The organism is Pasteurella bettyae CCUG 2042 (assembly GCF_000262245.1).
Lineage (GTDB): Bacteria > Pseudomonadota > Gammaproteobacteria > Enterobacterales > Pasteurellaceae > Basfia > Basfia bettyae.
In genome coordinates, this window is sequence record NZ_AJSX01000041.1 from 139,564 (window position 1) to 165,244 (window position 25,681).

At 35.7% G+C, this 25,681-nt stretch carries 28 protein-coding genes and 1 other annotated feature; of the genes, 10 read left to right on the forward strand and 18 right to left on the reverse strand.

What is annotated here, in order from left to right:
* Nucleotides 1–5 precede the first annotated feature (5 nt).
* The 4 genes from purM to HMPREF1052_RS09530 all read right to left on the reverse strand — a co-directional run bounded on the left by purM (nucleotide 6) and on the right by HMPREF1052_RS09530 (nucleotide 3,124).
* Nucleotides 6–1,043 (reverse strand): phosphoribosylformylglycinamidine cyclo-ligase, encoded by a 1,038-nt coding sequence (gene purM / locus HMPREF1052_RS09515; protein WP_005761614.1) that lies wholly within the window; start codon nucleotides 1,041–1,043, stop codon nucleotides 6–8.
* Between the two features lie 113 nt (nucleotides 1,044–1,156).
* Entirely contained in the window at nucleotides 1,157–1,945 is a 789-nt protein-coding gene (locus HMPREF1052_RS09520) for a TatD family hydrolase (RefSeq protein WP_005761449.1), read from the reverse strand.
* A gap of 46 nt (nucleotides 1,946–1,991) precedes the next feature.
* Nucleotides 1,992–2,552, reverse strand: a complete 561-nt coding sequence (locus HMPREF1052_RS09525) for a peptidylprolyl isomerase (RefSeq protein WP_370446584.1) — start codon at nucleotides 2,550–2,552, stop codon at nucleotides 1,992–1,994.
* Nucleotides 2,553–2,614: 62 nt separating this feature from the next.
* Nucleotides 2,615–3,124: a peptidylprolyl isomerase gene (locus tag HMPREF1052_RS09530; protein WP_005761447.1), complete on the reverse strand. Its 510-nt coding sequence runs from the start codon at nucleotides 3,122–3,124 to the stop codon at nucleotides 2,615–2,617.
* A gap of 152 nt (nucleotides 3,125–3,276) precedes the next feature.
* On the opposite strand from HMPREF1052_RS09530, the gene cysS reads away from it, so the two are divergent.
* Both cysS and HMPREF1052_RS09540 read left to right on the forward strand, forming a co-directional pair.
* Nucleotides 3,277–4,656, forward strand: a complete 1,380-nt coding sequence (cysS, locus tag HMPREF1052_RS09535) for a cysteine--tRNA ligase (protein ID WP_005761547.1) — start codon at nucleotides 3,277–3,279, stop codon at nucleotides 4,654–4,656.
* 187 nt (nucleotides 4,657–4,843) lie between these two features.
* A complete protein-coding gene (locus tag HMPREF1052_RS09540) occupies nucleotides 4,844–5,674 on the forward strand; it encodes a class II glutamine amidotransferase (RefSeq protein WP_005761431.1) in 831 nt (276 codons plus the stop codon).
* Between the two features lie 65 nt (nucleotides 5,675–5,739).
* Here HMPREF1052_RS09540 and thrC read toward each other — a convergent pair whose 3' ends face one another.
* The 4 genes from thrC to sodC form a co-directional block, all read right to left on the reverse strand.
* Nucleotides 5,740–7,014: a threonine synthase gene (thrC, locus tag HMPREF1052_RS09545; RefSeq protein WP_005761464.1), complete on the reverse strand. Its 1,275-nt coding sequence runs from the start codon at nucleotides 7,012–7,014 to the stop codon at nucleotides 5,740–5,742.
* A 57-nt stretch (nucleotides 7,015–7,071) separates the two neighbouring features.
* Nucleotides 7,072–8,019, reverse strand: coding sequence for a homoserine kinase (gene thrB / locus HMPREF1052_RS09550; protein WP_005761500.1), 948 nt, complete (start codon nucleotides 8,017–8,019; stop codon nucleotides 7,072–7,074).
* An 11-nt stretch (nucleotides 8,020–8,030) separates the two neighbouring features.
* Nucleotides 8,031–10,481 carry a bifunctional aspartate kinase/homoserine dehydrogenase I gene (thrA, locus tag HMPREF1052_RS09555; RefSeq protein WP_005761505.1) on the reverse strand — a complete coding sequence of 817 codons (2,451 nt, stop codon included), beginning with the start codon at nucleotides 10,479–10,481 and terminating at the stop codon, nucleotides 8,031–8,033.
* Between the two features lie 43 nt (nucleotides 10,482–10,524).
* Nucleotides 10,525–10,641 (reverse strand) — a sequence feature (Thr leader region).
* Nucleotides 10,642–10,771: 130 nt separating this feature from the next.
* Complete coding sequence (sodC, locus tag HMPREF1052_RS09560) at nucleotides 10,772–11,332, reverse strand: superoxide dismutase family protein (protein WP_005761573.1); 561 nt, start codon at nucleotides 11,330–11,332, stop codon at nucleotides 10,772–10,774.
* A 192-nt stretch (nucleotides 11,333–11,524) separates the two neighbouring features.
* Here sodC and HMPREF1052_RS09565 point away from each other — a divergent pair, with 192 nt between their 5' ends.
* The gene (locus HMPREF1052_RS09565) at nucleotides 11,525–12,223 is read left to right on the forward strand and encodes a YggS family pyridoxal phosphate-dependent enzyme (protein WP_005761580.1); all 699 of its coding nucleotides are present in this window, start codon (nucleotides 11,525–11,527) and stop codon (nucleotides 12,221–12,223) included.
* 89 nt (nucleotides 12,224–12,312) lie between these two features.
* Here the strand turns inward: HMPREF1052_RS09565 and murA are convergent, their stop codons facing one another.
* Genes murA through mlaF form a run of 7 tightly spaced genes read right to left on the reverse strand, consistent with a single transcriptional unit; the run spans nucleotide 12,313 to nucleotide 17,111 of the window.
* A complete protein-coding gene (gene murA, locus HMPREF1052_RS09570) occupies nucleotides 12,313–13,584 on the reverse strand; it encodes a UDP-N-acetylglucosamine 1-carboxyvinyltransferase (RefSeq protein ID WP_005761516.1) in 1,272 nt (423 codons plus the stop codon).
* Nucleotides 13,585–13,605: 21 nt separating this feature from the next.
* Nucleotides 13,606–13,863, reverse strand: a complete 258-nt coding sequence (locus HMPREF1052_RS09575) for a BolA family protein (RefSeq protein WP_005761539.1) — start codon at nucleotides 13,861–13,863, stop codon at nucleotides 13,606–13,608.
* A gap of 49 nt (nucleotides 13,864–13,912) precedes the next feature.
* The gene (locus HMPREF1052_RS09580; RefSeq protein WP_005761599.1) at nucleotides 13,913–14,275 is read right to left on the reverse strand and encodes an STAS domain-containing protein; all 363 of its coding nucleotides are present in this window, start codon (nucleotides 14,273–14,275) and stop codon (nucleotides 13,913–13,915) included.
* Between the two features lie 10 nt (nucleotides 14,276–14,285).
* Nucleotides 14,286–14,930, reverse strand: coding sequence for a phospholipid-binding protein MlaC (gene mlaC / locus HMPREF1052_RS09585; RefSeq protein ID WP_040596539.1), 645 nt, complete (start codon nucleotides 14,928–14,930; stop codon nucleotides 14,286–14,288).
* 47 nt (nucleotides 14,931–14,977) lie between these two features.
* Nucleotides 14,978–15,484, reverse strand: coding sequence for an outer membrane lipid asymmetry maintenance protein MlaD (mlaD, locus tag HMPREF1052_RS09590; RefSeq protein WP_005761584.1), 507 nt, complete (start codon nucleotides 15,482–15,484; stop codon nucleotides 14,978–14,980).
* A gap of 35 nt (nucleotides 15,485–15,519) precedes the next feature.
* Nucleotides 15,520–16,302, reverse strand: a complete 783-nt coding sequence (gene mlaE, locus HMPREF1052_RS09595; RefSeq protein ID WP_040596560.1) for a lipid asymmetry maintenance ABC transporter permease subunit MlaE — start codon at nucleotides 16,300–16,302, stop codon at nucleotides 15,520–15,522.
* Complete coding sequence (gene mlaF / locus HMPREF1052_RS09600; protein WP_005761565.1) at nucleotides 16,299–17,111, reverse strand: phospholipid ABC transporter ATP-binding protein MlaF; 813 nt, start codon at nucleotides 17,109–17,111, stop codon at nucleotides 16,299–16,301. The genes mlaE and mlaF overlap by 4 nt, the downstream gene beginning before the upstream one ends.
* A 230-nt stretch (nucleotides 17,112–17,341) precedes the next feature.
* Between mlaF and lptC the strand changes: the two genes are divergently transcribed.
* From lptC to rapZ, 5 genes are read left to right on the forward strand one after another with little or no spacing between them, the layout of a single operon-like run.
* On the forward strand, nucleotides 17,342–17,917 hold the full coding sequence (gene lptC, locus HMPREF1052_RS09605; protein WP_005761430.1) for an LPS export ABC transporter periplasmic protein LptC: 576 nt from the start codon (nucleotides 17,342–17,344) through the stop codon (nucleotides 17,915–17,917).
* On the forward strand, nucleotides 17,898–18,410 hold the full coding sequence (gene lptA / locus HMPREF1052_RS09610; RefSeq protein WP_005761533.1) for a lipopolysaccharide transport periplasmic protein LptA: 513 nt from the start codon (nucleotides 17,898–17,900) through the stop codon (nucleotides 18,408–18,410). Before lptC ends, lptA begins: the two co-directional genes overlap by 20 nt.
* 17 nt (nucleotides 18,411–18,427) lie before the next feature.
* Nucleotides 18,428–19,153, forward strand: a complete 726-nt coding sequence (gene lptB / locus HMPREF1052_RS09615) for an LPS export ABC transporter ATP-binding protein (RefSeq protein WP_005761438.1) — start codon at nucleotides 18,428–18,430, stop codon at nucleotides 19,151–19,153.
* Nucleotides 19,154–19,157: 4 nt separating this feature from the next.
* Nucleotides 19,158–19,697 (forward strand): PTS IIA-like nitrogen regulatory protein PtsN, encoded by a 540-nt coding sequence (gene ptsN, locus HMPREF1052_RS09620; protein ID WP_005761601.1) that lies wholly within the window; start codon nucleotides 19,158–19,160, stop codon nucleotides 19,695–19,697.
* 24 nt (nucleotides 19,698–19,721) lie between these two features.
* Nucleotides 19,722–20,597 carry an RNase adapter RapZ gene (gene rapZ, locus HMPREF1052_RS09625; RefSeq protein ID WP_005761571.1) on the forward strand — a complete coding sequence of 292 codons (876 nt, stop codon included), beginning with the start codon at nucleotides 19,722–19,724 and terminating at the stop codon, nucleotides 20,595–20,597.
* 46 nt (nucleotides 20,598–20,643) lie between these two features.
* On the opposite strand, the gene xseA is transcribed toward rapZ, so the two are convergent.
* From xseA to HMPREF1052_RS09640, 3 genes are read right to left on the reverse strand one after another with little or no spacing between them, the layout of a single operon-like run.
* Nucleotides 20,644–21,969, reverse strand: coding sequence for an exodeoxyribonuclease VII large subunit (gene xseA / locus HMPREF1052_RS09630; protein WP_040596541.1), 1,326 nt, complete (start codon nucleotides 21,967–21,969; stop codon nucleotides 20,644–20,646).
* A gap of 14 nt (nucleotides 21,970–21,983) precedes the next feature.
* Complete coding sequence (locus HMPREF1052_RS09635) at nucleotides 21,984–23,183, reverse strand: ribosomal protein uL16 3-hydroxylase (protein ID WP_005761470.1); 1,200 nt, start codon at nucleotides 23,181–23,183, stop codon at nucleotides 21,984–21,986.
* Nucleotide 23,184: 1 nt separating this feature from the next.
* Nucleotides 23,185–23,529 carry an RnfH family protein gene (locus HMPREF1052_RS09640; protein WP_005761617.1) on the reverse strand — a complete coding sequence of 115 codons (345 nt, stop codon included), beginning with the start codon at nucleotides 23,527–23,529 and terminating at the stop codon, nucleotides 23,185–23,187.
* 92 nt (nucleotides 23,530–23,621) lie between these two features.
* On the opposite strand from HMPREF1052_RS09640, the gene HMPREF1052_RS09645 reads away from it, so the two are divergent.
* On the forward strand, nucleotides 23,622–24,038 hold the full coding sequence (locus HMPREF1052_RS09645) for an EamA family transporter (RefSeq protein WP_005761532.1): 417 nt from the start codon (nucleotides 23,622–23,624) through the stop codon (nucleotides 24,036–24,038).
* Nucleotides 24,039–24,058: 20 nt separating this feature from the next.
* Complete coding sequence (locus HMPREF1052_RS09650; protein ID WP_005761425.1) at nucleotides 24,059–25,672, forward strand: phosphoethanolamine transferase; 1,614 nt, start codon at nucleotides 24,059–24,061, stop codon at nucleotides 25,670–25,672.
* Nucleotides 25,673–25,681 lie beyond the last annotated feature (9 nt).

Below are 25,681 nucleotides of genomic sequence, written 5' to 3' on the forward strand. Positions count from 1 at the left end.
TATAATTATCTAATGATTACTTGCTGCTCACCAGCTTGTAAACATTCAACTTGACCAATTACCCAAGCTTCTTCTCCCGATGCACGCAATAAGGCCAAGGCTTTTTCTACATCTGTTTGTGGTAGTGCAATCACCATGCCTACACCACAGTTGAAGGTGCGATACATTTCATGGCGAGTAATATTACCTTGTTCTTGTAACCATTTGAATACTGGTTGCCATTCCCAGCTACTTTCATCAATAACAACTTTCACATTATCAGGTAAGACACGTGGAATATTTTCCCAAAAGCCACCACCAGTTAAATGGGCAATAGCATGTACATCAGCATTTTCAATGAGTTTTAATACTGATTTTACATAGATTTTCGTTGGAGCTAATACTTGTTCTGATAATGGACGACCAGCCAATTCCGCAGTCGCTGGGTTTACGCCTGACACTTCAATCACTTTACGCACTAAAGAATAGCCATTTGAGTGAGGACCACTTGAACCTAATGCAATTAATGCATCACCTGCTTTTACTTTAGTGCCATCAATGATTTTTGAACGCTCTACAACGCCCACACAGAAACCACCTAAGTCATAATCACCTAAGTGATACATACCTGGCATTTCAGCGGTTTCTCCACCGATTAATGCACAACCAGATTGTACGCAACCTTCCGCAATACCAGAAACAACTTGAGCTGCAACATCGACATCTAATTTTGCTGTTGCATAGTAGTCTAAGAAAAATAAAGGTTCAGCACCTTGCACCACTAAGTCATTGACACACATTGCAACTAAATCAATACCAATAGTATCATGTTTATTCAAATCAATGGCTAGACGTAATTTTGTGCCTACTCCATCAGTGCCAGAAACTAATACTGGCTCTTTATATTTAGTGGGTAATGCACATAATGCACCAAATCCTCCTAATCCGCCAATAACCTCTGGACGTGTTGTGCGTTTAACCAAAGGTTTAATTCGATCAACTAATGCATTACCTGCATTAATATCAACACCAGCGTCTTTATAACTTAATGATTGTTTACTCACGGTTGTTTCCTATAATTTAATAGCCAGAAATAAATTGGGAACTATTGTATCATGCTTACGTAATCGTTTGCGACAGTTGTTTAAAAAGAATTAATGAATTTACTTAATTTATCTTAAGCAAACATCTTACAACTATTTTTCCAAATCACATCTTGAATAACTTCTGGAGATTCTGCTCTTAATTCACAGAGCGATTTAAAAGTCTCAGCGACTCGTTCAGGGCGATTCACTTGCCCTTGAAAACCAAATACGGGCATATCTGGAGTATCTGTTTCTAGCACTAAAGCCTCTAAAGGCAATTTACTGATAACTTGACGTGTTTTGTTAGCTCGTTGGTAAGTAATCACACCACCTACACCAATTTTATAGCCTAATTCGACAAATTTTTTAGCTTGCTCATAACTCCCAGAAAACCCATGCAATACACCTGCTTTAGGTAATTGTAAACGTTTTACAAAAGTAAATAATTGATCATGAGATTTACGGCTATGTAGATTAACAGGCAACTGATATTGTTTGGCGAGTAATAATTGTGCTTCTAGAAACTCACATTGTTTTTTCCAGCATTCGTCAGTTAATAGTTCAGGAATGCTAGATTCCAAGCCTATTTCAGCGATCGCCGTCAAATTTGTTGAGGATTGACGTAAATAATTTTCTAAATTATCTAAATGCGTTAATTGATGCTCTTGAATATACAATGGATGTAACCCCAACCCACAATACAGTTGACTAGGGAAAAGTGCGGTCATGTTTAGAATATTTTCGAAATCATCTTGCTTCACTGCCACAATTAAAATTTTTTGTACATCAGCTAATAAAGCATTAGCCACTAATGAGGATAAGGATTCCCCTGTACTTCGTTGCAAATAATCAAGATGAGTATGAGTATCGAAAAAAGACATAAATTTAGTTCTATATAGTAAAAAAGCGGTCTAAACCACTTCTTATTTATTCAACCGACACGGATTTAATCACCACATCTTCTACAGGTACATCACGATACATACCCACACTAGAGGTTTTCACTTTAGCAATTTTATCGACTACGTCCATGCCTGCAATCACTTTACCGAATACCGCATATCCCCAACCTTGTTGAGTTTGCTCAGTAAAATTTAAAAAGTCATTATCATTTAAATTAATAAAAAACTGTGCAGTTGCTGAATTAGGATTAGAAGTACGAGCCATAGCAATAGTACCACGTAAATTTTTCAGCCCATTATTGGCTTCATTTTTAATTGGCGCTTGCGTTTCTTTTTGAGCCATACCCACTGAAAAACCACCACCTTGAATCATAAAGCCATCAATTACACGGTGGAAAATAGTATTTTCATAAAAACCCGATTGGGCATAATCTAAAAAGTTTTTCGCAGAAATCGGTGCATTTTTTTCATCTAAGCTAATTTTAATATCGCCTTGATTAGTATGTAAGATCACATCTTTAGCATCAACATTTACTGATATTAGCAATGTTGCTGAAGCAAAAAGTGCGGTACAAATTTGAGAAATTTTCATCATATTTTATTCATCAAAACATATAAAGAGTGGGCGAAAAACGCCCACCCAATTAATTAATCTACAGTTACACTGGTAATAATTACGTCTTCTTTTGGCACATCTTGATGAAAACCAGCATTACCTGTTTTAACGCCTTTGATTTTATCCACAACATCCATGCCTTCAACCACTTCACCAAATACAGCGTAGCCCCACTCTTGTACAACTTCACGACCAAACATTTCTTTTGCACGAAAATCTAAGAATGTGTTATCCGCCACATTAATAAAAAATTGCGCAGTGGCTGAATGCGGATCGGAAGTACGTGCCATCGCAATAGTACCTCGTTTATTACTTAAACGGTTATTCGCTTCATTTTTAATGGGTGCTTTAGTATTTTTTTCACGCATACCAGGTTCCATGCCACCACCTTGAATCATAAATCCATCAATAACACGATGGAAAATTGTGTTATTATAGAAACCTTCTTTGCAATATGCCTCAAAATTAGCTGCTGTTTCTGGTGCTTTTTCGTGATTTAATGCAATTTTAATATCACCAAAATTGGTATGTAATGTAACCATTATGTTTTCCTTATAAAAAATGAATGGGAATTTGACTCGCATTATTCCATAAAATGCTGTTTAGTGCTATAAAGTGCGGTATAAATTATAAGAATTTCGTTGCTCTCGTCCTTTGTCGAGAAGTACAAACTCGCCCTAATTGAGAATTTAACATGTTAAAAATCTTTAATACCCTAACTAGAGAAAAAGAAGAATTTAAACCTATTAACCCAAATCAAGTGGGTATGTATGTTTGTGGCGTGACCGTTTACGATCTATGCCATTTTGGTCATGGACGCACTTTTGTGTCTTTTGATGTTATTGCACGTTATTTACGTTTTCTTGGCTATAATCTTCGTTTTATCCGCAATATCACCGATGTTGACGACAAAATTATCAAACGTGCGTTAGAAAATAATGAAACCTGTGATCAATTAGTGGAGCGTATGATTGCTGAAATGCATAAAGATTTTGATGCATTAAATATCTTGCGCCCTGATGTCGAACCTCGTGCGACCAAACATATGCCTGAAATTATTGCTATGGTTGAAGCCTTAATTAAACGAGGTCATGCTTATGTTGCCGCTGATGGTGATGTCATGTTTGATGTAGAAAGTTACCAAAACTATGGTCGTCTTTCTCGTCAAAATCTTGAACAATTACAAGCAGGTGCTCGTGTTGAAATCAAATCCGTAAAGAAAAATCCAATGGACTTTGTTCTTTGGAAAATGTCTAAGCCGAATGAACCAAGTTGGGAATCGCCTTGGGGCAAAGGACGTCCAGGTTGGCATATTGAATGTTCCGCAATGAATAGCAAAGAATTGGGTAATCATTTTGATATTCACGGTGGTGGTTCAGACTTAATGTTTCCTCATCACGAAAATGAAATTGCTCAATCTTGCTGTGCTCATGATGGCGAATATGTAAATTATTGGTTGCATACGGGCATGCTCACCATTAATGAAGAGAAAATGTCAAAATCCTTAAATAATTTCTTCACCATTCGTGATATTTTAACCAAATATGACAGTGAAAGTGTACGTTACTTCTTCTTAACCGCACAATATCGTAGCCTATTAGATTATAGCGAAGAAAATATTGGGCTGGCACGTAAAGCCTTGGAACGTTTATACACTGCATTACGTGGTTGTGATTTCAATGTGAAGATGCCTGAAAGTGATCAATATGTAGAAGCTTTTAAAGAGGCAATGGATGATGACTTCAACACGCCAGGTGCATTAGCCGTATTATTTGATTTGGCTCGAGAAATCAATAAGTTAAAAACTGAAAATATTAATGAAGCGAATCGTCTTAGTTCACGCTTAAAACAATTAGCCGGTGTTTTAGGTCTACTAGAGCAAGATCCTGAATCCTTCTTACAAGGTGATACTGCAGATGATGAAGTGGCAAAAATTGAACAGCTAATTAAACAACGTAATGAAGCTCGTGCGGCCAAAGATTGGGCTCAAGCTGATGCTGCTCGTAATGAATTAACTGCAATGGGTATCGTGTTAGAAGATGGTGCCAACGGCACCACTTGGCGTAAACAGTAACCCCATAAATGACGATTAAGGGAATGTTTTAGCATTCCCTTTTTTATGCTTAATGCTTTATGGTTTTTTTATGTAACATTTTCGTCTAAAAATATCTTGCTTTACTAGTTGAATTGTTTCAATTAATGGTGTTAAATCTGCACTATTATTAAGGCTTTTTTAAATTTAGTGGTAAGGCAACAAGTCCATGTGTCAAATGTTAGCAATGAACTGCAATACACCAACAGATATTGTATTCTCTTTTGAAGGCTTTCGACGCCGAGCAGGAATGACAGATTGTCATTCTGATGGCTTTGGCATTGCATTTTTTGAAGGGAAAGGGGTACGTGTATTTCGTGATGATAAACCTGGTTCAATCTCTCCGATTGCAGATTGTGTGAAACAATATCATATAAAATCATTAAATGTGATCGCACACATTCGAAAAGCAACCCAAGGTGTCGTTAACATTGAAAATACTCATCCTTTTATTCGTGAAATATGGGGAGAAAACTGGGTATTTGCTCACAATGGTAATCTCAATCAATTGCCTGATTTATCCAACTGCTATTGCTCTCCGATTGGAAATACGGATTCTGAAGTCGCTTTTTGTTACATGGCAGCCCAGTTAAAACAACGCTTTTGCAAAAAACCAACAGAACAAGAAATTTTTACGGCTATTAAAGAATTAGCGATGGAATTATCTGCATATGGCACCTTTAATTTTCTTCTTTCTAATGGAGAATGGATGATTGCACATTGTTCCACCAATTTACATTACATTACTCGACAAGCACCATTTGGTAAAGCAGAACGTATTGATGATAATAACGTGATTGATTTCAGAAATTATGTCAAGGACACTGATAAAGTTACTATTGTAACCACCTTTCCTCTGACTAAAAATGAAATTTGGACAAAAATGGAACATGGTGGTTTAGTGATGTTCAAAGATGGAATGAAAGTCCGTGAAATTGTAGGTAAACCTAAAGTTGCAGTAGATGATGGAACATTGGGCATTGCTAAAATAGCAGCGTAGAAATAAAAAAAGTGCGGTCAAAATTTCAAAAATTTGTACCGCACTTTTTTATGATTTACTAAGACCTATTTTAATAAATACGTACGCAATTTGATAAAGTCTGCATCCATTTCCTCAGATAACAAAGGTAATTGATTATGTTTATCTAAAGTGGTAGGCAATGGTAATGTAATATTAAGAATTCGTTCTACACTTTCTTTGAATTTTGCGGGATGTGCAGTACATAAGAAGATTCCAACTTCATCAGGTTGAAGCTGTTCTATCAATGCTTGATATGCAATTGCTCCATGAGGCTCGCAAACATAACCTACTGCGAATTGTGCTTTTAATGCCACTTCTGTCTGCTCATCATTAAAGGCACAAGCGCCTAAATTAGTTAATTTCCAACCATTGCGTTTAAATAGCTCTTCTACACGAGGCCAATTATTAGGACGGCTAACATCCATTGCATTTGATAACGTTGCCACAGTTGCATTAGGTTCCCATTTTCCCGATTGTAAATAACGAGGAACCGTATCATTAGCATTCGTTGATGCAATAAAACGTTTGATTGGTAAACCTAAAGTTTTTGCAATTAACCCCGCAGTTAAGTTACCAAAGTTACCACTTGGTACGGATACAACTAAGTTATTACGTTTTTCTTTTGGTAATTGCGCTATTGCTTCAAAATAATAACAAACTTGTGCCAATAAACGGCTAATATTAATTGAATTCGCTGAATTTAAACCAATAGCTTGACGTAATTGTGCATCATCAAAAGCCTGTTTAACTAAAGCTTGGCAATCATCAAAGTCCCCATGAATAGCCACTGTACGAATATTACCTCCTAAAGTACAGAATAACTTTTCTTGTAATGGGCTAATTTTACCTTTTGGATAAAGGATTACTACATTAATATTTTCTAAGCCATAAAATGCATGAGCTACTGCCGCACCAGTATCACCTGAAGTCGCGGTTAAAATAGTAATTTTTTCATCACCTCGTACAGCTGCCAATGCTTGAGCCATAAAGCGACCGCCAAAGTCTTTAAATGCCAATGTTGGACCATGGAATAATTCTAATGCATAAATATTGTTCATCACTTTGACAAGTGGAGCAGGAAAGGTAAAGGCATTTTTAATCGCATTATTTAAGGTTTGTGTAGGAATCTCATCACCAATTATTGTCGCTAACACTTTCTGGCTACGCTCAACTAATGGTAAATCTAATAATTCCTCAATATTATCTAATTGAGGAATAATCTCTGGAAAAAATAATCCCTGATCTTTTCCCAATCCCTGACGGACTGCCTGGGCAAAATTCACCTGTTGTTCTGGATGTTTTATGTTGTATAAATTCATATTAACTTTTCTATGTTGTGTTGATAATAATATATTCGCCCAATTAACTGATTTCTATTAGTAATTGAGCTCTCTCGCACCTTGATTATCTACTTTGCAAATATGTACAAAACCTTCATTATTTTGTAAATAGCTATTTTCTAAATAGGTAGATAATTTCATTGCTGTGGATAAATCTGCTGCAATTGAAAAAATTGTTGGTCCAGAGCCTGAAATACCTGTTGCTAACGCACCTAAATCACGTGCGGCTTGTTTTACTTCAGCAAAATTTGGTAATAATGACTCTCGATAAGGCTCGGCAATCACATCTTTCATCATAAGAGCCGCTAAAACATCCTGATGAGTATGACAAGCATGAACAAAGCTAGCTAAATGACGACCATGAGCAATCACATCCTGACGCGTATAACTTTTAGGTAAAATTGCGCGAGCTTCTGCTGTTGAAACTTCAATACCTGGATAAGCTAATATCCAATACCATTCATTAAAAAATGGTAATGTCTGACAAATATTACCTAAAGATTGAACCATGAGTTGTACACCGCCTAAATAACAAGGCGCAACATTATCATAGTGGATTGAGCCAGAAATACGCCCTTCAAGCTCTCCCATCATTTCTAATAGTTCCATTTTTGAAAACGGCTCATGATGAAATTTATTTAATGCGACTAATGCCGCCACAATGGAGCAAGCACTAGAACCAAGACCTGAACCAATTGGCATATTTTTTTCTAAAGTCAAACGTAAAGATTTAGTTTGACCACCACGCAATTTAAAACGCTCGCTAAACAACACATAAGCCTGATAAACAATATTCTTTTGCGGCTCTTTAGGTAATTTTCTGACAAAATAACCCGCACTTTCTAATTCAAAACCACTTGAGATAGATTCAATTTGAACTACATCGCCTAATAACGAACCATCTATTGGAGACACAGCAGCGCCCAAGCTATCAAATCCGACACTCATATTTGCACTTGAAGCAGGTGCATAAATTCTTAGCATTGAGTCCTCCATTATTGTTTCAATGTTCTCAAAATATCAGCAAAAATACCTGCTGCGGTTACTGCATTACCTGCCCCATAGCCACGTAATAACAAAGGGATAGGTTGATAATAACGAGTATAAAATGCTAATGCATTCTCTCCATTTTTTACCTTATATAATGGATCGTCTGAATCTACTTCAACAATAGAGACCTTGCATTTCCCATCTTTAATTTGTCCTACATAGCGTAAGACTTTACCTTCAGATTGTGCTTTATCTACACGTTTTTTAAATTCAGCATCAAGTGTTGGTAAAATTTCCATAAATTCAGCCGCACTTTTTCCCTCTGAAAAACCTTTAGGTAAAACACTCTCTACTTCCACATCTTCAAGCTCAAGCTCTAGACCTATTTCCCGAGCAAGAATTAATAACTTTCGTGCAACATCTTGACCTGATAAATCATCGCGTGGATCGGGTTCTGTAAAACCTTTTTCACGTGCTAAAGTGGTTACTTCCGATAGGGACAATCCTTCTTCTAACTTACCGAAAATAAAAGATAATGACCCCGATAAGATACCTGAAAAATATTCCACTTCATCACCTGCGGCAAGCAAGTTTTGTAAGTTTTCGATAACAGGTAATCCAGCACCAACATTAGTATCATATAAAAATTTACGCTGGTTTTTACGTGCATTTTCACGGACTAAATTATAGTAGGCGATTTCGCGAGTATTCGCTTTTTTATTCGGGGTAACCACATGAAATCCTTCGCTTAACGCTCGCGCATATAAGCCAGAAACAGATTCAGCGGTAGTACAATCAACAAATACAGGGTTCACTACATGATGTAATTTAATAAATGAAAGTAATACATCGAAATCAGATGGCTGAGTTGCATTGGCAAGATCTTCCTTCCAATTATCTAAACATAATCCATCTTTATTAAGTAACATTTTATTGGAGTTTGCTAATGCACAAACTCGAATTTCAATATCCTTCTTTGCTAAATACTCTTTTTGATGTTTAATTTGTTCAATGAGTTCTCCTCCAACACCACCAACACCAACTAAAAACATATCTACACTCTTTTTATTATTAAAAAGCGCTTGGTGAGTTGCTTTTACTGCTTCTATCGCTTTATTTTGTGCAACTACCGCAGAAATAGATCGTTCTGATGAACCTTGAGCAATGGCAACAATGCTAATATTAGCTTGGGATAGTGCAGTAAAAAAGCGGGCTGCAATCCCTTTTGCTTGTTTCATACCATCACCGACCACAGAAATAATTGATAAGTCTTGAATCACTTCAACAGGTTCTAATAGTTTATCTGCAAGTTCTTGAGCAAATTCTATATTTAATGCTGACTCAGCTTTATCAATTAACTTAGCTGGCACACAGAAGCTAATACTATATTCAGAAGAAGATTGTGTAATTAAAATCACTGAAACGCCAGCATTTGACATTGTTGAGAAAACTCGAGCTGCCATGCCAACCATCCCTTGCATACCAGGGCCAGAAACATTAAACATAACTACATTATCAAGATTTGTAATCCCTTTGACCTGTAATTCTCCCAATTCTGGTTGACGACTATCAATAATGGAACCTGGTGCATTTGGATTAGCAGTATTCTTAATTAAGCATGGAATGTTTGTTTGTACTAAAGGACCAATTGTTCTAGGATGGATCACCTTGGCACCAAAATAAGATAATTCCATCGCTTCACGATATGAAAGATTTGGCAACAAGCGGGCATCTGGCACTAAACGAGGATCACAAGTAAATACGCCATCAACATCAGTCCAAATTTCACATACACTTGCCCCAAGACAAGCAGCTAAACATGCAGCTGAATAATCAGAACCATTACGTCCTAACAACACTAATTCACCATTTTGATTACCTGCGGTAAAACCTGCCATCAATACAATATTCTTTTGTGGAATTTCTTCTGTAGCAATACGCTTTGTCGATTCTTCAATATCAACTGAGGATTCTAGATAACTGCCATAAGCTAATAATTTTTCAACTGGATTAATTTGTGTCACTTGATAACCACAAGCTTCAAACCAAGCTTTCATAATAGCAATTGAGAGTTTTTCACCTCTACAATCAATGGTTGCTTTTATTGCGTCATCTATTTTGCCTAATTGGCGAATTGATTCTAATAAAGTTGCAATTTCATCAAATTCATTATCAATGATCGCTTTTGTTGCGACTAAAGCAAAATTGTTATTTTTCTCATACAACCCATTAATAATCTTATAAAAAATTTCACGAGCTTCATTGAAATTGGTATCAGTGGACTGGTTAAGACTCGCTTTTTCAGAGAGTGCAACCAAATGGTTAGTAATTTTTGCAGGTGCCGATAATACTGCTGCGGCTTGTTCCTCCAAATGGGCTTGTTCAATTAACTGCGCCGCTTGTAAAAAACATTCTGGGTTAGCAAGCGAGGTTCCGCCAAATTTAAGTACGCGCATAGATAGCTCCTATCAGTAATATGTTGTGAATATTTAAAATCTGCATAAAAAAACCCGCATAATATGCGGGTTTAATGTATTTTTTATTTAGTACGCACTAACCCGCCCCGTTACACATGGTAATGGTCATCATAATGGTGGTCATGGTCATTGCGAAGTTATTCATAAAATAATCTATGTTCAAAATTAATACACTACAAATACAAAAGTTTTTATACCTTGTCAATAAAAAAATAAAAAAACCTGAAGAAATTATCTCCAGGTTTTATTTTTAGTAATAATTTATTTCATTATTTGATTACACCACAAGCCATTCTTGCTCCACCGCCACCTAATGCAGTTGGGTGATCTGAATGGTTATCACCTCCAACGTGGATCATTAATGCTTTATTCGCAATTTCATCTAATGATTTAATTCGAGGAGCTAAAACAGGATTGGTTGCTGTGCCATCTGGATTAACTGCTAATGCTGGGAGATCACCTAAATGAGCATTATCTTCCCAAGGATAGCCATGACGCTTAGTTTCTTTAGGATCCCAATGTCCACCAGCACCTAATGCAGCCACTTTCTTTCCATCTTTCTCACCAGCAGCACAACTAGGATTTTGATGAATATGGAAACCATGTAAACCAGCGGATAAACCTGTTAGTTCAGGAGTAAATACTAATCCATATGGAGATTCAGTCACAACCACTTTACCAATGGCTTTATCACCCTTTTCTGGGTCTAATAAACTCATTTCGATAACTTTGGATTTTACTTCCATTGTTTCTGTTTTCACTTCATGAGCCACAACTGTTGTACTCAATACCAATAAACTCAATGCTGAAATAACCAATTTGTTTTTCATATAAAACTCCCGTATAAATATTCAAATTAGCAAAATGCTAATAAGATATTAGCATTCTATTAAAGATAAACAATATAATTGTTATTTATTTGTTATGCACATCACAAAAATATAACTAATAGATGTTTTTTGATAAGTGTGTAAAATATTATGCTATGGGAGAGAAATCACGGGCAATACATAAGGACTAAAATGGAAATTGCTAAAAACTTGCAAAATATTCATAAGAACATTCAATTAAGTTGTTTAAATCATCATCGAGATAGAGACTCAGTAAAATTACTCGCCGTATCAAAAACCAAACCAGTAGAAGATATAGAGACGGCTTATCAAGCGGGTCAACGTGCGTTTGGTGAAAATTATGTACAAGAAGGTGTTGAAAAAATTGAATACTTTAAAACCAAACACACAGATATAGAATGGCATTTTATTGGTCCATTACAATCGAATAAAACACGTTTAGTCGCAGAAAATTTTGACTGGATGCAAACACTTGATAGAAATAAAATTGCAAGTCGTCTTAATGAACAACGCCCCGTAAATAAAGCACCTTTAAATGTGCTTATTCAAATCAACATTAGTGATGAAAGCAGCAAATCAGGGATACAACCTGATGAAATGATCACGTTGGCAAAATTTATTAAAAACCTACCGCACTTACGCTTACGTGGACTAATGGCTATCCCTGCGGCTACAGATAACATTGTAGAGCAAGAACAAGCATTCACTGCGATGAATCAATTATTGATAAAATTAAAACAAGCCTTTCCTGAACAACAAATTGATACATTATCCATGGGAATGACGGATGATATGGCTAGTGCAATAAAATGTGGTTCAACCATGGTAAGAATAGGCACTGCAATCTTTGGGCATCGTAACTATGATTAAGCAATAAATTTTCCTAAAACAGACCGCACTTTACATCACTAATATAAAAAAAACACTCCGAAAAGTGTTTTTTATTATATTAAAATCAATTAGTCGCTTTCTGAAAAACGCTCAATATTAGCCCCTAAGCCACGTAATTTCTCTTCAATACGCTCATAACCACGATCAATGTGATAAATACGATCAACAATAGTTTCACCAGTGGCAATACACCCTGCTAACACGAGACTAATTGAGGCACGTAAGTCTGTTGCCATGACTTGTGCACCAGAAAGATGTTCTACTCCTTGAATTAAGGCAGTATTACCTTCAATTTCACCTTTAGCCCCCATACGAATAAGTTCTGGCACATGCATAAAACGGTTTTCGAAAATAGTTTCCGTAATTTTACTCGTTCCCTCTGCAACCACATTAAGTAAGGTAAACTGAGCTTGCATATCTGTAGGGAATCCAGGGTGTGGCATAGTACGAATATTAACAGCTTTAGGGCGCTTACCTAAAGAAGCTAAAGTAATAGTATCTTCAGTCACATCAACTTGCATACCTGCTTCACGTAATTTTTCAATCACTGCATCTAATGTATCCGCTTTAGTACCTCGGCAAGTAATACGCCCGCGAGAGATCGCGGCTGCCACTAGAAATGTACCAGTTTCAATACGATCAGGTACCACACGATGTTCACAACCACCTAAACGTTCAACACCTTCAATGATGATTGTATCTGTACCCGCTCCGCTAATTTTGGCACCCATCGCATTTAAAAAATCAGCAGTATCCACAACCTCTGGTTCACGTGCTGCATTTTCAATTGAAGTTGTTCCCTCTGCCAAAGTGGCTGCCATCATAACAGATAAAGTTGCACCAACACTAACCTTATCCATATAAATTCTTGCACCTTGCAAACGACCATTTACCGTAGCTTTTACATAACCTTCGTCAAGCTCAATAGTTGCACCCATTTTTTCTAAGCCTGAAATATGCATATCTACTGGACGTGCACCAATAGTACAGCCACCAGGTAATGATACTTGCCCTTCATGAAAACGTGCAAGCAATGGTGCTAATGCCCAAATTGATGCACGCATGGTTTTAACCAACTCATAAGGAGCAACATAACTATTAATTTTACTCGCATCAATCATAACCTTATCGGTATGTTCAATACGCTCTACCACGACCCCTAAAGTGCGTAAGATCTTAAATGTGGTATCGACATCTTTTAATACAGGGACATTTGTTAATGTCACTGGTTTTTCTGCTAAAATCGCGGCAAAAAGAATAGGTAATGCCGCATTTTTTGCCCCCGAAATATCTACGGTGCCACTTAAACGAGATTGCCCATAAACACGAAATTTTTCCATTTTAACTTCCTATCAATAATATTAACTTACAACGTTTAACATCCGTTCTAATTTCCATTTTTCAGGACTGAAGGTTTTGATCGTTAACGCATGAATTTCACCTGAAGTAAAATGCTCCATTAATGGTGCATAAATTGTTTGTTGTTGTTTTAATTTTGACAGTTTTGAAAGTGTTTCACTAACGACAATCACACCGAAGTGTGCATTTTCACCTTGCACATACACTTCATCTAAATTTAATGATTGCTTAAGAATTCGTTCGATTTCTTGGGTTTCCATTTTTGTTACCGATAGGTTAATAATTGAAATTGAATTATTGACTAATTCATTATTTTAAATAAGGTTTAAGCCAATCTGCTAACCCTACGAGATCAGCCAAAGTAAGCAACTGGGAAGGCACATTTTCCAAGTATAATGTTTTACCTGGTTGTTGTGTTTTTTGACAATAATTAATCAAATCGCATAATAACGCAAACCCTGCTGAGTCAATACGAGAAACTTGGGCTAAATCCCAAGTAATATTTTGGTCTACGATTTGCTTTTCTGACAAAAAAGAAGAACGTTGCTGCCTTTTTTGGAATTCGTTCCAAAGAGGTAACAACGTATCTCTAGATAGCTCCCCAGCTAACTGGAAAGCTATTCTATCATCATTTTGCACCGCTGCCCATTTTAAATGTTTTTCAGCTTGCATAATTATTCTCTTATTTTTTACTGAATGTCACAGGCACAGCTGCCGCGCGTTGCACTTGAGCTGTTAACGCATCAATACCATCTTTACGTAAGATACCGCTCCATTCTTGTTTTTTAGTATCCACCATACTTACGCCTTCTGCGGTCATATCATAAACCTGCCATTTACCAGATTTACTATTTTTACGCCATTGGAAATTTAAGTTTAATGGCGCTTGACCATTTTTTTGTAATAATTTTACTCGCACACTTGATTGGTTATCGGTGGCATTTTGTTCTGGTTGAACTTGGATTTCCTGATTATTATACATGGTTAAAGCTTGAGCATAAGCTTGTACAATAAATTGATCAAAAGCACTGAAAAATTTTTCACGTTGTTCTGGCGTGGTGGATTTAAAATATTGTCCTAATACCAAAGATCCAGCGTAGTTAACGTGAACATAAGGCATTAAATCTTGACGTACAAGTGTTTTTAAATAATTAGGATCTTGTTTAATTTGAGCTTGATTTGCTGTGATATCTTTAAATAATTTATCGGCAGCTTGCTGTGTTAATCCATAAGGACTATCATCAGCCATTGCAGTCTGCACTGCAAAAAGTGCGGTCGCTAATACAAAAATTTTTGCTAACCATGTTTTAAATGTGACTTTCAACATAACCTTCATTTCTCCAATGTCTAAAAGTTAGAACTTTTCTATAAAATTTATTCTGCAGCCTTAGTTTCTTTTGCTGTATCGCCTTTTTTATCTTTATCACCATAAATAAATTGGCCAATCAGATCTTCTAAAACCATTGCTGATTTTGTATCAACAATTTTGTCTCCGTTCTTCAACATCGCAGTTTCACCATCATCAAATCCTACACTTAAGGCAATATATTGTTCTCCTAATAAACCTGAAGTCTTAATAGATAAAGAACTATTTTCTGGAATTTGATTATATTCTTCATTTACTGCAATAGTTACTCTAGGTAAATAAGTTTTTTCATCTAAAGCAATATTAGTCACGCGCCCAATTACCACACCGCCGACTTTTAATGGAGATCGTACTTTTAGTCCACCGATATTATCAAAAGTTGCATAAATATTATAAGATTTTGCTTCATTAAAGCCCTGTACATTAGCAACTTTTAGTCCCATAAAAACTAAAGCAGCAATACCTAATAATAAAAATAAGCCGACCCAAAATTCATATTTAATTGTTTGTCTCATTGTTTTTCCTAAATTTCCAGCAATCCTGTTATTGATTAACTTGCACCAAACATAATCGCAGTTAACACAAAGTCTAATCCTAGTACTAATAAAGAAGCATTAACCACGGTTCTTGTTGTTGCTTGGCTAATACCTTCTGATGTAGGCACACAATCATAGCCATTAAATAAAGCGACCCAAGTCACAGCAAATGCAAAAATGACACTTTTAATGAAGCCATTCCATAAATCCATATTGCGAACTGCATTTTGCATAACCGACCAAAAACTACCGACATCAATGCCTTTCCATTCTACGCCAATTAAGTGACCACCGATAATCCCAACTGCTGTGAATAACAGCGCTAAAATCGGCATTGCAATCACACCTGCCCAAAAACGTGGTGCAATCACTCGACGTAGAGGATCCACTGCCATCATTTCTAAACTGGATAACTGCTCTGTAGCTTTCATTAACCCAATTTCGGCGGTCAATGCGGATCCTGCTCGTCCGGCAAATAAAAGTGCGGTTACCACTGGGCCTAATTCTCGTAATAAGGATAAAGCAACCAATTGACCTACATTTGCTTCAGCTGCAAAATCAACTAAGATGACATATCCTTGTAATCCTAAAACCATCCCAATAAAAAAGCCTGATAATAGGATAATGAGTAATGATTGTACCCCTAATACATATAATTGTTTGATCAATAATGGAACATGTTTTTTAATTTGAGGTTTGCCAATTAAAGCCGCAAATAACATAAAACCTGCTCGTCCCAAGGCTTTAATGGAGTTGATTACATAACCACCAAATGCAGAAATTATATTAACGATCATTTGCATACACCTCCGTTAAACAATTCTTCTGCATAATCTTCTGATGGGTAATGAAAACGTACTGGACCATCTTCTTGCCCATTAATGAACTGTACAACTTGAGGATCAGTACTTCGTAATAGCTGTTCTGCCGTACCCTCTGCAATTACATGTTTATCGGCAATAATATAAGCATAATCAGCAATACTTAAGACTTCATGAACATCATGTGAAACGACAATTGAAGTTAAATTTAAAGCTTCATTTAAACGCTTAATTAAGCTGATAATCACGCCCATACTAATTGGATCTTGCCCTGTAAAAGGCTCATCATACATAATCAGTTCGGGATCTAATGCAATCGTACGAGCCAATGCAGCACGTCTTGCCATCCCTCCAGATAATTCAGAAGGCATTAATTGTGCAGCGCCCCGTAAACCAACAGCCTCTAGCTTCATTAACACAATTTGACGAATTAATGATGGAGGTAAATTAGTATGTTCTCTAATCGGAAATGCAACATTTTCAAACGTTGAAATGTCTGTAAATAATGCACCTGATTGGAACAACATTCCCATACGTTGACGAACCTTATAAAGTTCTGAATTAGACATTTTGCAAATGTCTTGTCCATCAAATAAGATTTCACCATGTTCAGGGGATAATTGCCCACCAATTAATTTTAATAATGTGGTCTTACCAATCCCAGAAGGGCCCATAATCGCAGTAATTTTACCTCGTTGAACCTTTAAGTTGAGATTGTCATAAATCGTTCTCTCACCACGCTTAAAAGTGAGATGATTCACTTCAACTAGTGTATTCTCACTCATAAAACCTCTGCTTCATATTTCCTCTTCATAAATAAAAGTGGGATAATCCACGAATTTTTACACAATGTCAAAGTTATTCGTATAAATTTACATAACTTTAGACCTTCAATTTGACCTGATATAAGCAGTTTTGTTCATCGAAATAAATAAAAATCTTACTTCTGTTGCATAATTTTTATAAAATTATGATATGATTTCATCTATTTATTAACACAAAATCAAATTATTTTATGAATATTCGTTGGAATATTATTCTGGCTACAATCGCTTTAGTACTGTTGGCATGGTTCTATACCTTAAATCAAGAAAAGCCTGATTTGACAGAGCTAATTAAAGCGCCTGAAAGCCCAGAATATATTGGTGAAAAAATGGAAACCACGATTTTCTCACCTACTGGTAAAAAACAATATTTAGCTTATTCAGATAAAGTCCAACATTATAATAATGATGGGCACACTGACTTTGTCAATCCTGTGGTATATGTATTAGATATAGAAGGTGAAAATAAACAAACACAAAGTTGGAAACTTACTGCTAAAAACGCCAAATTGACTAAAGATAATCTCTTATATCTTACAGGAAATGTAATCGCTGAAAGCCTTGATAAACTTTCTCAATTACAAAAAATTGAGACTAACCAAGCCATTGTTAATTTAAAGACACAGGATATTACCTCTGATACAATAGTGACTATCCAGGGATTAAATTTTATCAGTTCAGGTTTGAAAATGACTGGCAACTTAAAACAACAAATCGCGACCTTACAAGAACAGGTAAAAACGCATTATGAAATTAACCGCCAATAAAACTCTTATTACTACAATATTAATGTTTTCATCACTATCCGCTTTTGCCCTAAAAGATGATACCAATCAACCTATTAATATTGTATCCGATAGCCAATCCTTAGATATGGAAAATAGTGTTGTTACCTTTACCGATAATGTTGTTATCACTCAAGGCTCAATTCTTATTAAGGCTCAGAAAGTAGTTATAACTCGCCCGCCTAAAGATTCAGGAAAAAAAGAAACCGTTGAAGCCTTTGGCTCACCAGTAACCTTTCATCAAATACTGGATAATGGTAAACCTGTTGATGGACGAGCAAACAAAGTTCATTATGATTTAGGTAAAGAATTTTTAACATTAACAGGGAATGCTCAACTAAAACAACTTGATAGTCAAATTGATGGAAATATAATTACTTACGATGTCAATAAACAACAACTCAAAGCCAGTAGCACACAACAAAGCCGTGTAAAAACTATACTTATTCCATCGCAACTTAATCAGAAAAAATAATTAGGATACGTTTTTTTATGTCTATTCTTTATGCTGAAAATCTAGCAAAAAGCTATAAAGGACGTCAGGTAGTATCTGATGTAGATTTTACTGTTAAATCAAATGAAATTGTAGGCTTATTAGGTCCAAATGGAGCGGGTAAAACTACATCTTTTTACATGGTTGTGGGACTAGTTCGTCATGACCAAGGAAGAATTCGCATTGATAATGAAGACATTAGCTTATTACCTATGCATAATCGTGCACAAAAAGGCATTGGTTATCTTCCTCAAGAAGCCTCTATTTTCCGTCGTTTAAGTGTATATGATAACTTAATGGCAGTTCTTGAAATTCGTCAAGACTTAACAAAAGAACAACGCCAAGCACGTGCAGAAGAATTAATTGATGAATTTAATATTGGGCATATTCGTGATAATTTAGGTCAATCACTATCTGGTGGTGAACGTCGCCGTGTAGAAATTGCACGAGCTCTTGCAGCTAATCCAAAATTTATTTTATTAGATGAACCCTTCGCTGGTGTTGATCCAATTTCAGTCATTGACATTAAGAAAATTATCATGGATCTACGAGATCGTGGTTTAGGTGTGTTGATCACTGATCATAATGTTAGAGAAACATTAGATGTTTGTGAGCGTGCTTATATTGTTAGTGCAGGAAAAATGATTGCAACAGGTACACCAACTGAAATTTTAAATGATGAACATGTTAAACGTGTTTATTTAGGTGAAGGATTCAAGCTGTAACCCCATGATTAAATTTACTGAATTGCTCTCCCCTGAAAATATTCGTCAGGGGATTATTTGTTCAAGCAAAAAACGTTTATTCGAAATCATTTCTGATATCGTTGTGCCTCAAATTGAAAATAATCTCAATACAGAGGATAACGTTCCTTATTTGAATGAATTTGAATGTTTTGAAAATTTATTTGCAAGAGAAAAACTAGGCTGTACAAGTCTTGGAAATGGTGTGGCTATCCCAAGAGCAAAAATTCCTAATAGTGAGCATGCTATAGCTGTGTTTTTACAGCTTGGTTTACCACTTGATTATGAAGCACCAGATAGAAGAGAAGTTGATCTTATTCTAGCCATTCTTATTCCAGAGAATATGTGTGCTGATTATTCGCTTATATTACCAGAATTAGCGGAAAAACTATCAGATAAAAACCTATGTAAACAGTTAAGAACTGCCCAAAACAAGGATGAAATTTGGCAGATTTTTAATCGAATCGACGGTAATATAAATACTCAAGCAGAAGGAACTGAAACAATAACAGAAAAAGACATTTAATAATATAAATTACTAGGTGACGTTATGGAACTTATCATTATAAGTGGGCGATCTGGTGCGGGGAAATCTGTAGCCTTACGAGCACTAGAAGATATTGGCTATTATTGTGTAGATAATCTACCTATCAATTTATTGCCCCAACTCGCAGATATTCTTTCTCATTCTGAAAAATCTGCGGCGATTAGCCTTGATATTCGTAATTTACCCAATTCACCTGACACGCTAGATCAACTATTCACTCAGATGCAAAAGGCTAACCATCAAGTTAAAACAATTTTCTTAGATGCTGACCGAAGTACTTTAATCCGCCGTTATAGCGATTCACGCCGATTACACCCTCTTTCTATGCAAAATATGTCTTTAGAAGCTGCCATTGATACAGAAAAAGACTTGCTAGAACCACTATTTCAACATGCTGATTTAATTATTAATACCAGTGAAATTTCAACTCATGAATTAGCGGAACAAATTAGAAAATTTCTTCAAGGCAATAGTAATAAAGAACTAAAAATCATTATTGAATCCTTTGGTTTCAAATATGGGCTGCCATTAGATGCTGATTATGTGTTTGATGTTCGTTTTCTACCTAATCCACATTGGGATCCTAATTTACGCCCAATGACGGGGTTGGATAGCCCTGTTATTGACTTTCTCAATCGCTATAAAGAAGTGCATAATTTTATCTATTTAACACGTAATTATATTGAAATTTGGCTACCTGAATTAGAAAAAAATAATCGTAGCTATTTAACCATCGCAATAGGTTGTACTGGAGGGAAACACCGTTCTGTTTATATTGCACAACAATTAGGAGAATATTTCCTTGCTAAAGGAAAAAATGTCAAAATCCAACATAAATCTTTAGAACGCTATAAAAAGTCTCCTTCTACAAATCCCTAATTTGTTAAAAGTGCGGTAAAATTTCCACAAAAATTACCGCACTTTTCTATTCAATAACCTGACTAACAATTGTGCCATTCAGTACTCTTGTTTTTATGGTATCACCTAGTTTTACTTGCTCTATCTGAGTAATCGCATTTCCTTGGGCATTCTCTGCGATAGAATAGCCACGAGCTAATACTTTTAAAGGACTTAACCCATCTAACTTACCACACAAATGGGTTAGATGATGTTGACGATTAGCTAAATTTTGTTTTAAGAAAAAATTTAATCGAATCTGAAGTTGAGTAACATATTGAGACTGTTTCTGTACACGATAAGGTAACGGATTATTATCTAAACGTTGCATAAGTGCGGTCATTTTGTAGCGATTTTTATCCATTAAACGTTGTATTGAGGAATGTAAACGCTGTTCTAATTGTGCCGTCTGTTGTTTTTGAATACGCAATTGCACTTGTGGATGTTGATTTTGCAAACGTAATGATAAATGTTGTAATAACTGATATTTATCATTAAATAAGCGATCTAATGCTATTTCTAAACGTTGATATTTATAAGCAATTTGTTGTAATAATTCATCTTGGTTACGGCTCACTAATTCCGCAGCGGCTGATGGGGTTGGTGCTCGCACATCAGCCACAAAATCGGCAATAGTTACATCTGTTTCATGACCTACAGCACTGATTACTGGAATTACCGAATTAAAAATAGCTCTCGCAACTAACTCTTCGTTAAAACACCAAAGATCTTCAAGAGAGCCACCTCCACGCCCAATAATTAGCACATCCACTTCATTACGCTTATTGGCTAATTCAATCATTTGTACAATTTCAGTTGTAGCCTCTTTTCCTTGCACCGCAGTTGGATAAATCACCACTTTTAAACTGGGGTCTCGTCGTTGCAATATATGCAAAATATCCTGTAATGCGGCACCAGTTTTTGAAGTCACCACACCAATTGTTTTACTAAAATCAGGTAAGGATTTTTTTAAATTTTGCGCGAATAATCCTTCTGCCGCCAATTTCATTTTTAAAGCTTCGAATTGCTGCTGTAACAATCCTTCGCCTGCGGGATGCATAGATTCTATAATAAGCTGATAGTCTCCTCGGGGCTCATATAAGCTTACACTTGCACGCACTAACACTTGCATACCATTTTGTGGTCGGAAAGTGACACGCATATTTTTCATACGGAACATTGCACAACGTACCTGAGCATTTTCATCTTTTAAGGTTAAATACCAATGCCCAGAAACAGGTTGAGTAAAATTAGAAATCTCCCCTGTCAACCAAACGAATCCCAGCTGTCCTTCTAGCATCTGACGAACAGAGTTATTTAATTGACTCACTGAATAAATATTATCGTTATGCATAAAGTCTGTATTAATTATCCTAATAAAACCCATCCATCATCAACCCAGTTACAAACTGAATCCAACAAAATTTCCATTGCAGATGTTTGTTCTTCTACATCAGCAATTAATTGTTTTAACTCAACTAAAGAGACCTCTTCACCATCAGCTAAACGTCTTAATACTTCAGCCTCTACTGGATTTAGTTCATCTAACCACTCACCATTAGCAAAGATTTGTAACGGATTTTCAAGGTAAACTAACTTACAGTTATTATCCTGTGTAAGCACAGCACCATCTTCCAGTTCAGATAAGATTTGCTCAGGATCAGATATTTCATCACTAACTAGCATCTCATAACGACGAGAACTTACCGCTGTTGCCACAGATTGTTTAAATAAACGATCAAATTGCTCTGAATTAGCCAATTTTTCAAGTAATGCCTGCTTCATAGCTTGGATTTCAGATTCAGCTAATTTACCCGTATGTTGTTCTGTTTGATTTAAGCGTAGTGGAATATTGAATTCATTCAGGTCAATATCAGGATTGTGATGGCAGAAACCTTGATTAATATGGCTCATCAATTCACCTAAATTTGGATAACGTAAGCCAAAAGAGAAGGTTAAACAATCATCTTCTGCAATACCATAATGAGCCATACGAGCAGGAATGTAGAGAATATCGCCTGGATTCATTACTTCATCAATAACTAATTCTCCCATATCATCAAATATACGGATGGGCTGATCAGGTTTAAATTCTGTACTAGGATCACACCATTTACCTAATTGCCAACGACGATGGCCATAACCTTGTACAAGAAAAACATCATATTCGTCATAATGTTTACCTACGGAACCACCCGCAGGAGCATAGGAGACCATAATATCATCGCGTTGCCATTGAGGAATGAAACCAAAACGAGACCACATTTCACCTAATTCTGTTGACCATTGTTCCATATTTTGTACAAGTACAGACCATTTCTCAGGTAACTCATTAAAATCAGATTCCGTTAAAGGACTTGGTGTAAATGTCCATTTATCTTCTGAATATTGTTTAAGTAAACGAGCTGTAACATCTTCGCCTTGAGCTAACTCAAGAATATCCTCAGGCTCAAACATTCCAATAATTTCAGGTAACCCATTACGGATAATTAATGGTTTCTTTTGCCAGTAATCACGTAAAAAGATTTCAGCTGTAATAGGTTCAGGTAAACAGAATTTTTGACTCATATTAATCTTCCCTTTCTGATTGTTTTGCTGCTAACTTTTCAGCTTTTTTCTTTTCTTCTAACTCTTTCGCTTGCTGGGCTGCACGTTTACGACGAATTTCTTTAGGATCGGCTAATAATGGACGATAAATTTCAATACGATCTCCATCTGCTAAGAGATCCGTTAATTTTACAGGACGTCCAAATATGCCTATTTTATTTTCACGTAAATCAATATCTGTATATTGTTGTAAAATTCCTGATTGCAGAATCGCAGTTTGTACTGAAGTCCCTTCATCTAGAGTAAATTGCTTTAAATAATAATGATCTGGAAATGCGTAAGCGATTTCAACTTTAATCTGTGCCATGAAAAACCTCATTGTTTATTAGTTATACAACTTCTTGTGGCAAAAATTTGTGTTATTATAACGGAAAACTGCGGTCAAAATAAGGAAAGAATATGAATTGGCTTTTACTCGCATTTGGTTCTGCATTTTTTGCAGGCTTAACAGCAATTTTTGGCAAACTCGGTGTAGAAGGAATGAGTAGTAATCTCGCTACATTTATTCGCACAATTGTTGTATTATTCGTTTCCGCTGGCATTATTTCTATGCGCAATGAATGGCAATTACCACAACATATTGCAGCAAAGCCGCTCACTTTTCTTATTTTATCTGGTATTGCGACAGGCTTATCTTGGCTATGTTATTATCGAGCATTGCAACTCGCTCCAGCCTCTTGGGTTGCACCTATTGATAAACTAAGTGTTGTGATAGCAATTGTATTGGGCGTAGTTGTATTAAAAGAACCTATTAGTCTACAATTAGTAATTGGTTCCTCCTTTATCTTATTAGGAGTACTGGTATTATCACTTTAAAAATACTCAATGGATATGAAATGAATCTTCTTAGAAAACTAAATTTTAAAAATTTACTTATTATTTTTATTTACACCTTTCTACTACTTATCAGTGAATTACTCTACAGACATTACTTTGATATCCCGAATATTCCAGTTAGAAAACTCCCTGAAAGTTTTCTATTTATTTTTATATTTGTCGTTATATTCTTTTACGCAAAATTAACGATTAGCCGTATATTCGTATTCCTATTTTTTACAATAAGCATCATTGGCAATAATATCCACTATGAAGTTTATAAAAGTTGGCTAACAGGAATTCATTATTATTTATCTATCACAGAATTTCATGAAGCGACGGCTGCTGGTGGATCATTAATTCCGAAAATGTTTCCACAAATTTCTTGGGGAATCATGGAATGTCTATTCTTTGGTTCTCTCTTAATGTTTAATCAACGTCGAAGTCAATATGCTGATATTGGACTCATTATCTTACTCTTACTGGCATTAATAAAAGGGGTGAAAACAGATCAAGAGGGAATTATTTCACCTAAATTAGAATATAATCGGATTAAAGAGAATTATTTGGTAATTGGGCAGTTTTTTACTCGTATATTACCTAGCGAATTATTTAATTTACACAATGTTGCTTATTATCATCATGATGAGCCTGAAAAAAGCCACCAACCTGATATACGCAATATTATTTTTATCGTGGGCGAAAGTGAAACATCAAAACATACCAGCCTGTTTGGTTATCATCGAAAAACCACACCATTTATGGATTCCCTTGCTAATGATCCTAATAGCATCATTAAACAAGCATTTTCAGGAGGTACGCTCACAATTCTGTCATTGCCGTCATTATTTAATGCAATACCATACCCAAATGGTGAACGCCAAATCCAAAGTGGCAATACGAATTTATTTAAATTAGCCAAACAACAAAATTTCAAAACCTATTTTTATTCTTCTCAAGCAGAAAATCAAATGGGGATGGTGAGTTTATTAGGCGCAAGATGGATTGATGATGTACGTTTTCCAACTTATTGGGGATATCAAAATAAAGACAATATGCCAGATAAAAATTTACTGCCATCTTTTTATGATATCAATCTAACAGATGACTATCATTTTATTATCTTGCATCAACGAGCTTCACATTTGCCTTATGGAGAATTACTCACAAAAGACGAAAATTACTTTGGTGATCAAACATTATTAGATAGATATGATAATACTATTTATCAAACTGATTTATTTATCAAATCAGTTTTTGACCATTTAAAAGCAACCAATAGAGATGACTGGCTATTAATTTATACCTCAGATCATGGACAATTGGTAAATAATGAACAAGTTAACCAAGGCAATTATTTACCAGATAATTATCTTGTTCCATTAGTCATATATACACCTAATAACAAATTGGCGGCTAAATTAAAAAATATATTTGATAGCTGTCCTAAAGCTAGCCATCATCAATTATCAACTAGCATGATTAATTTATTAGGCTATCATATGCCTATTGCGGATTGTCAAACCAGCTATATTAATGGTGATGTCTTATCTGGTGATTTAGGCTATTATAAAATTTCCCAACCAGCAGAACAATTAGAATACATACCCGCAACTCCACCAGCGGCTAAGTAGCAACTTATA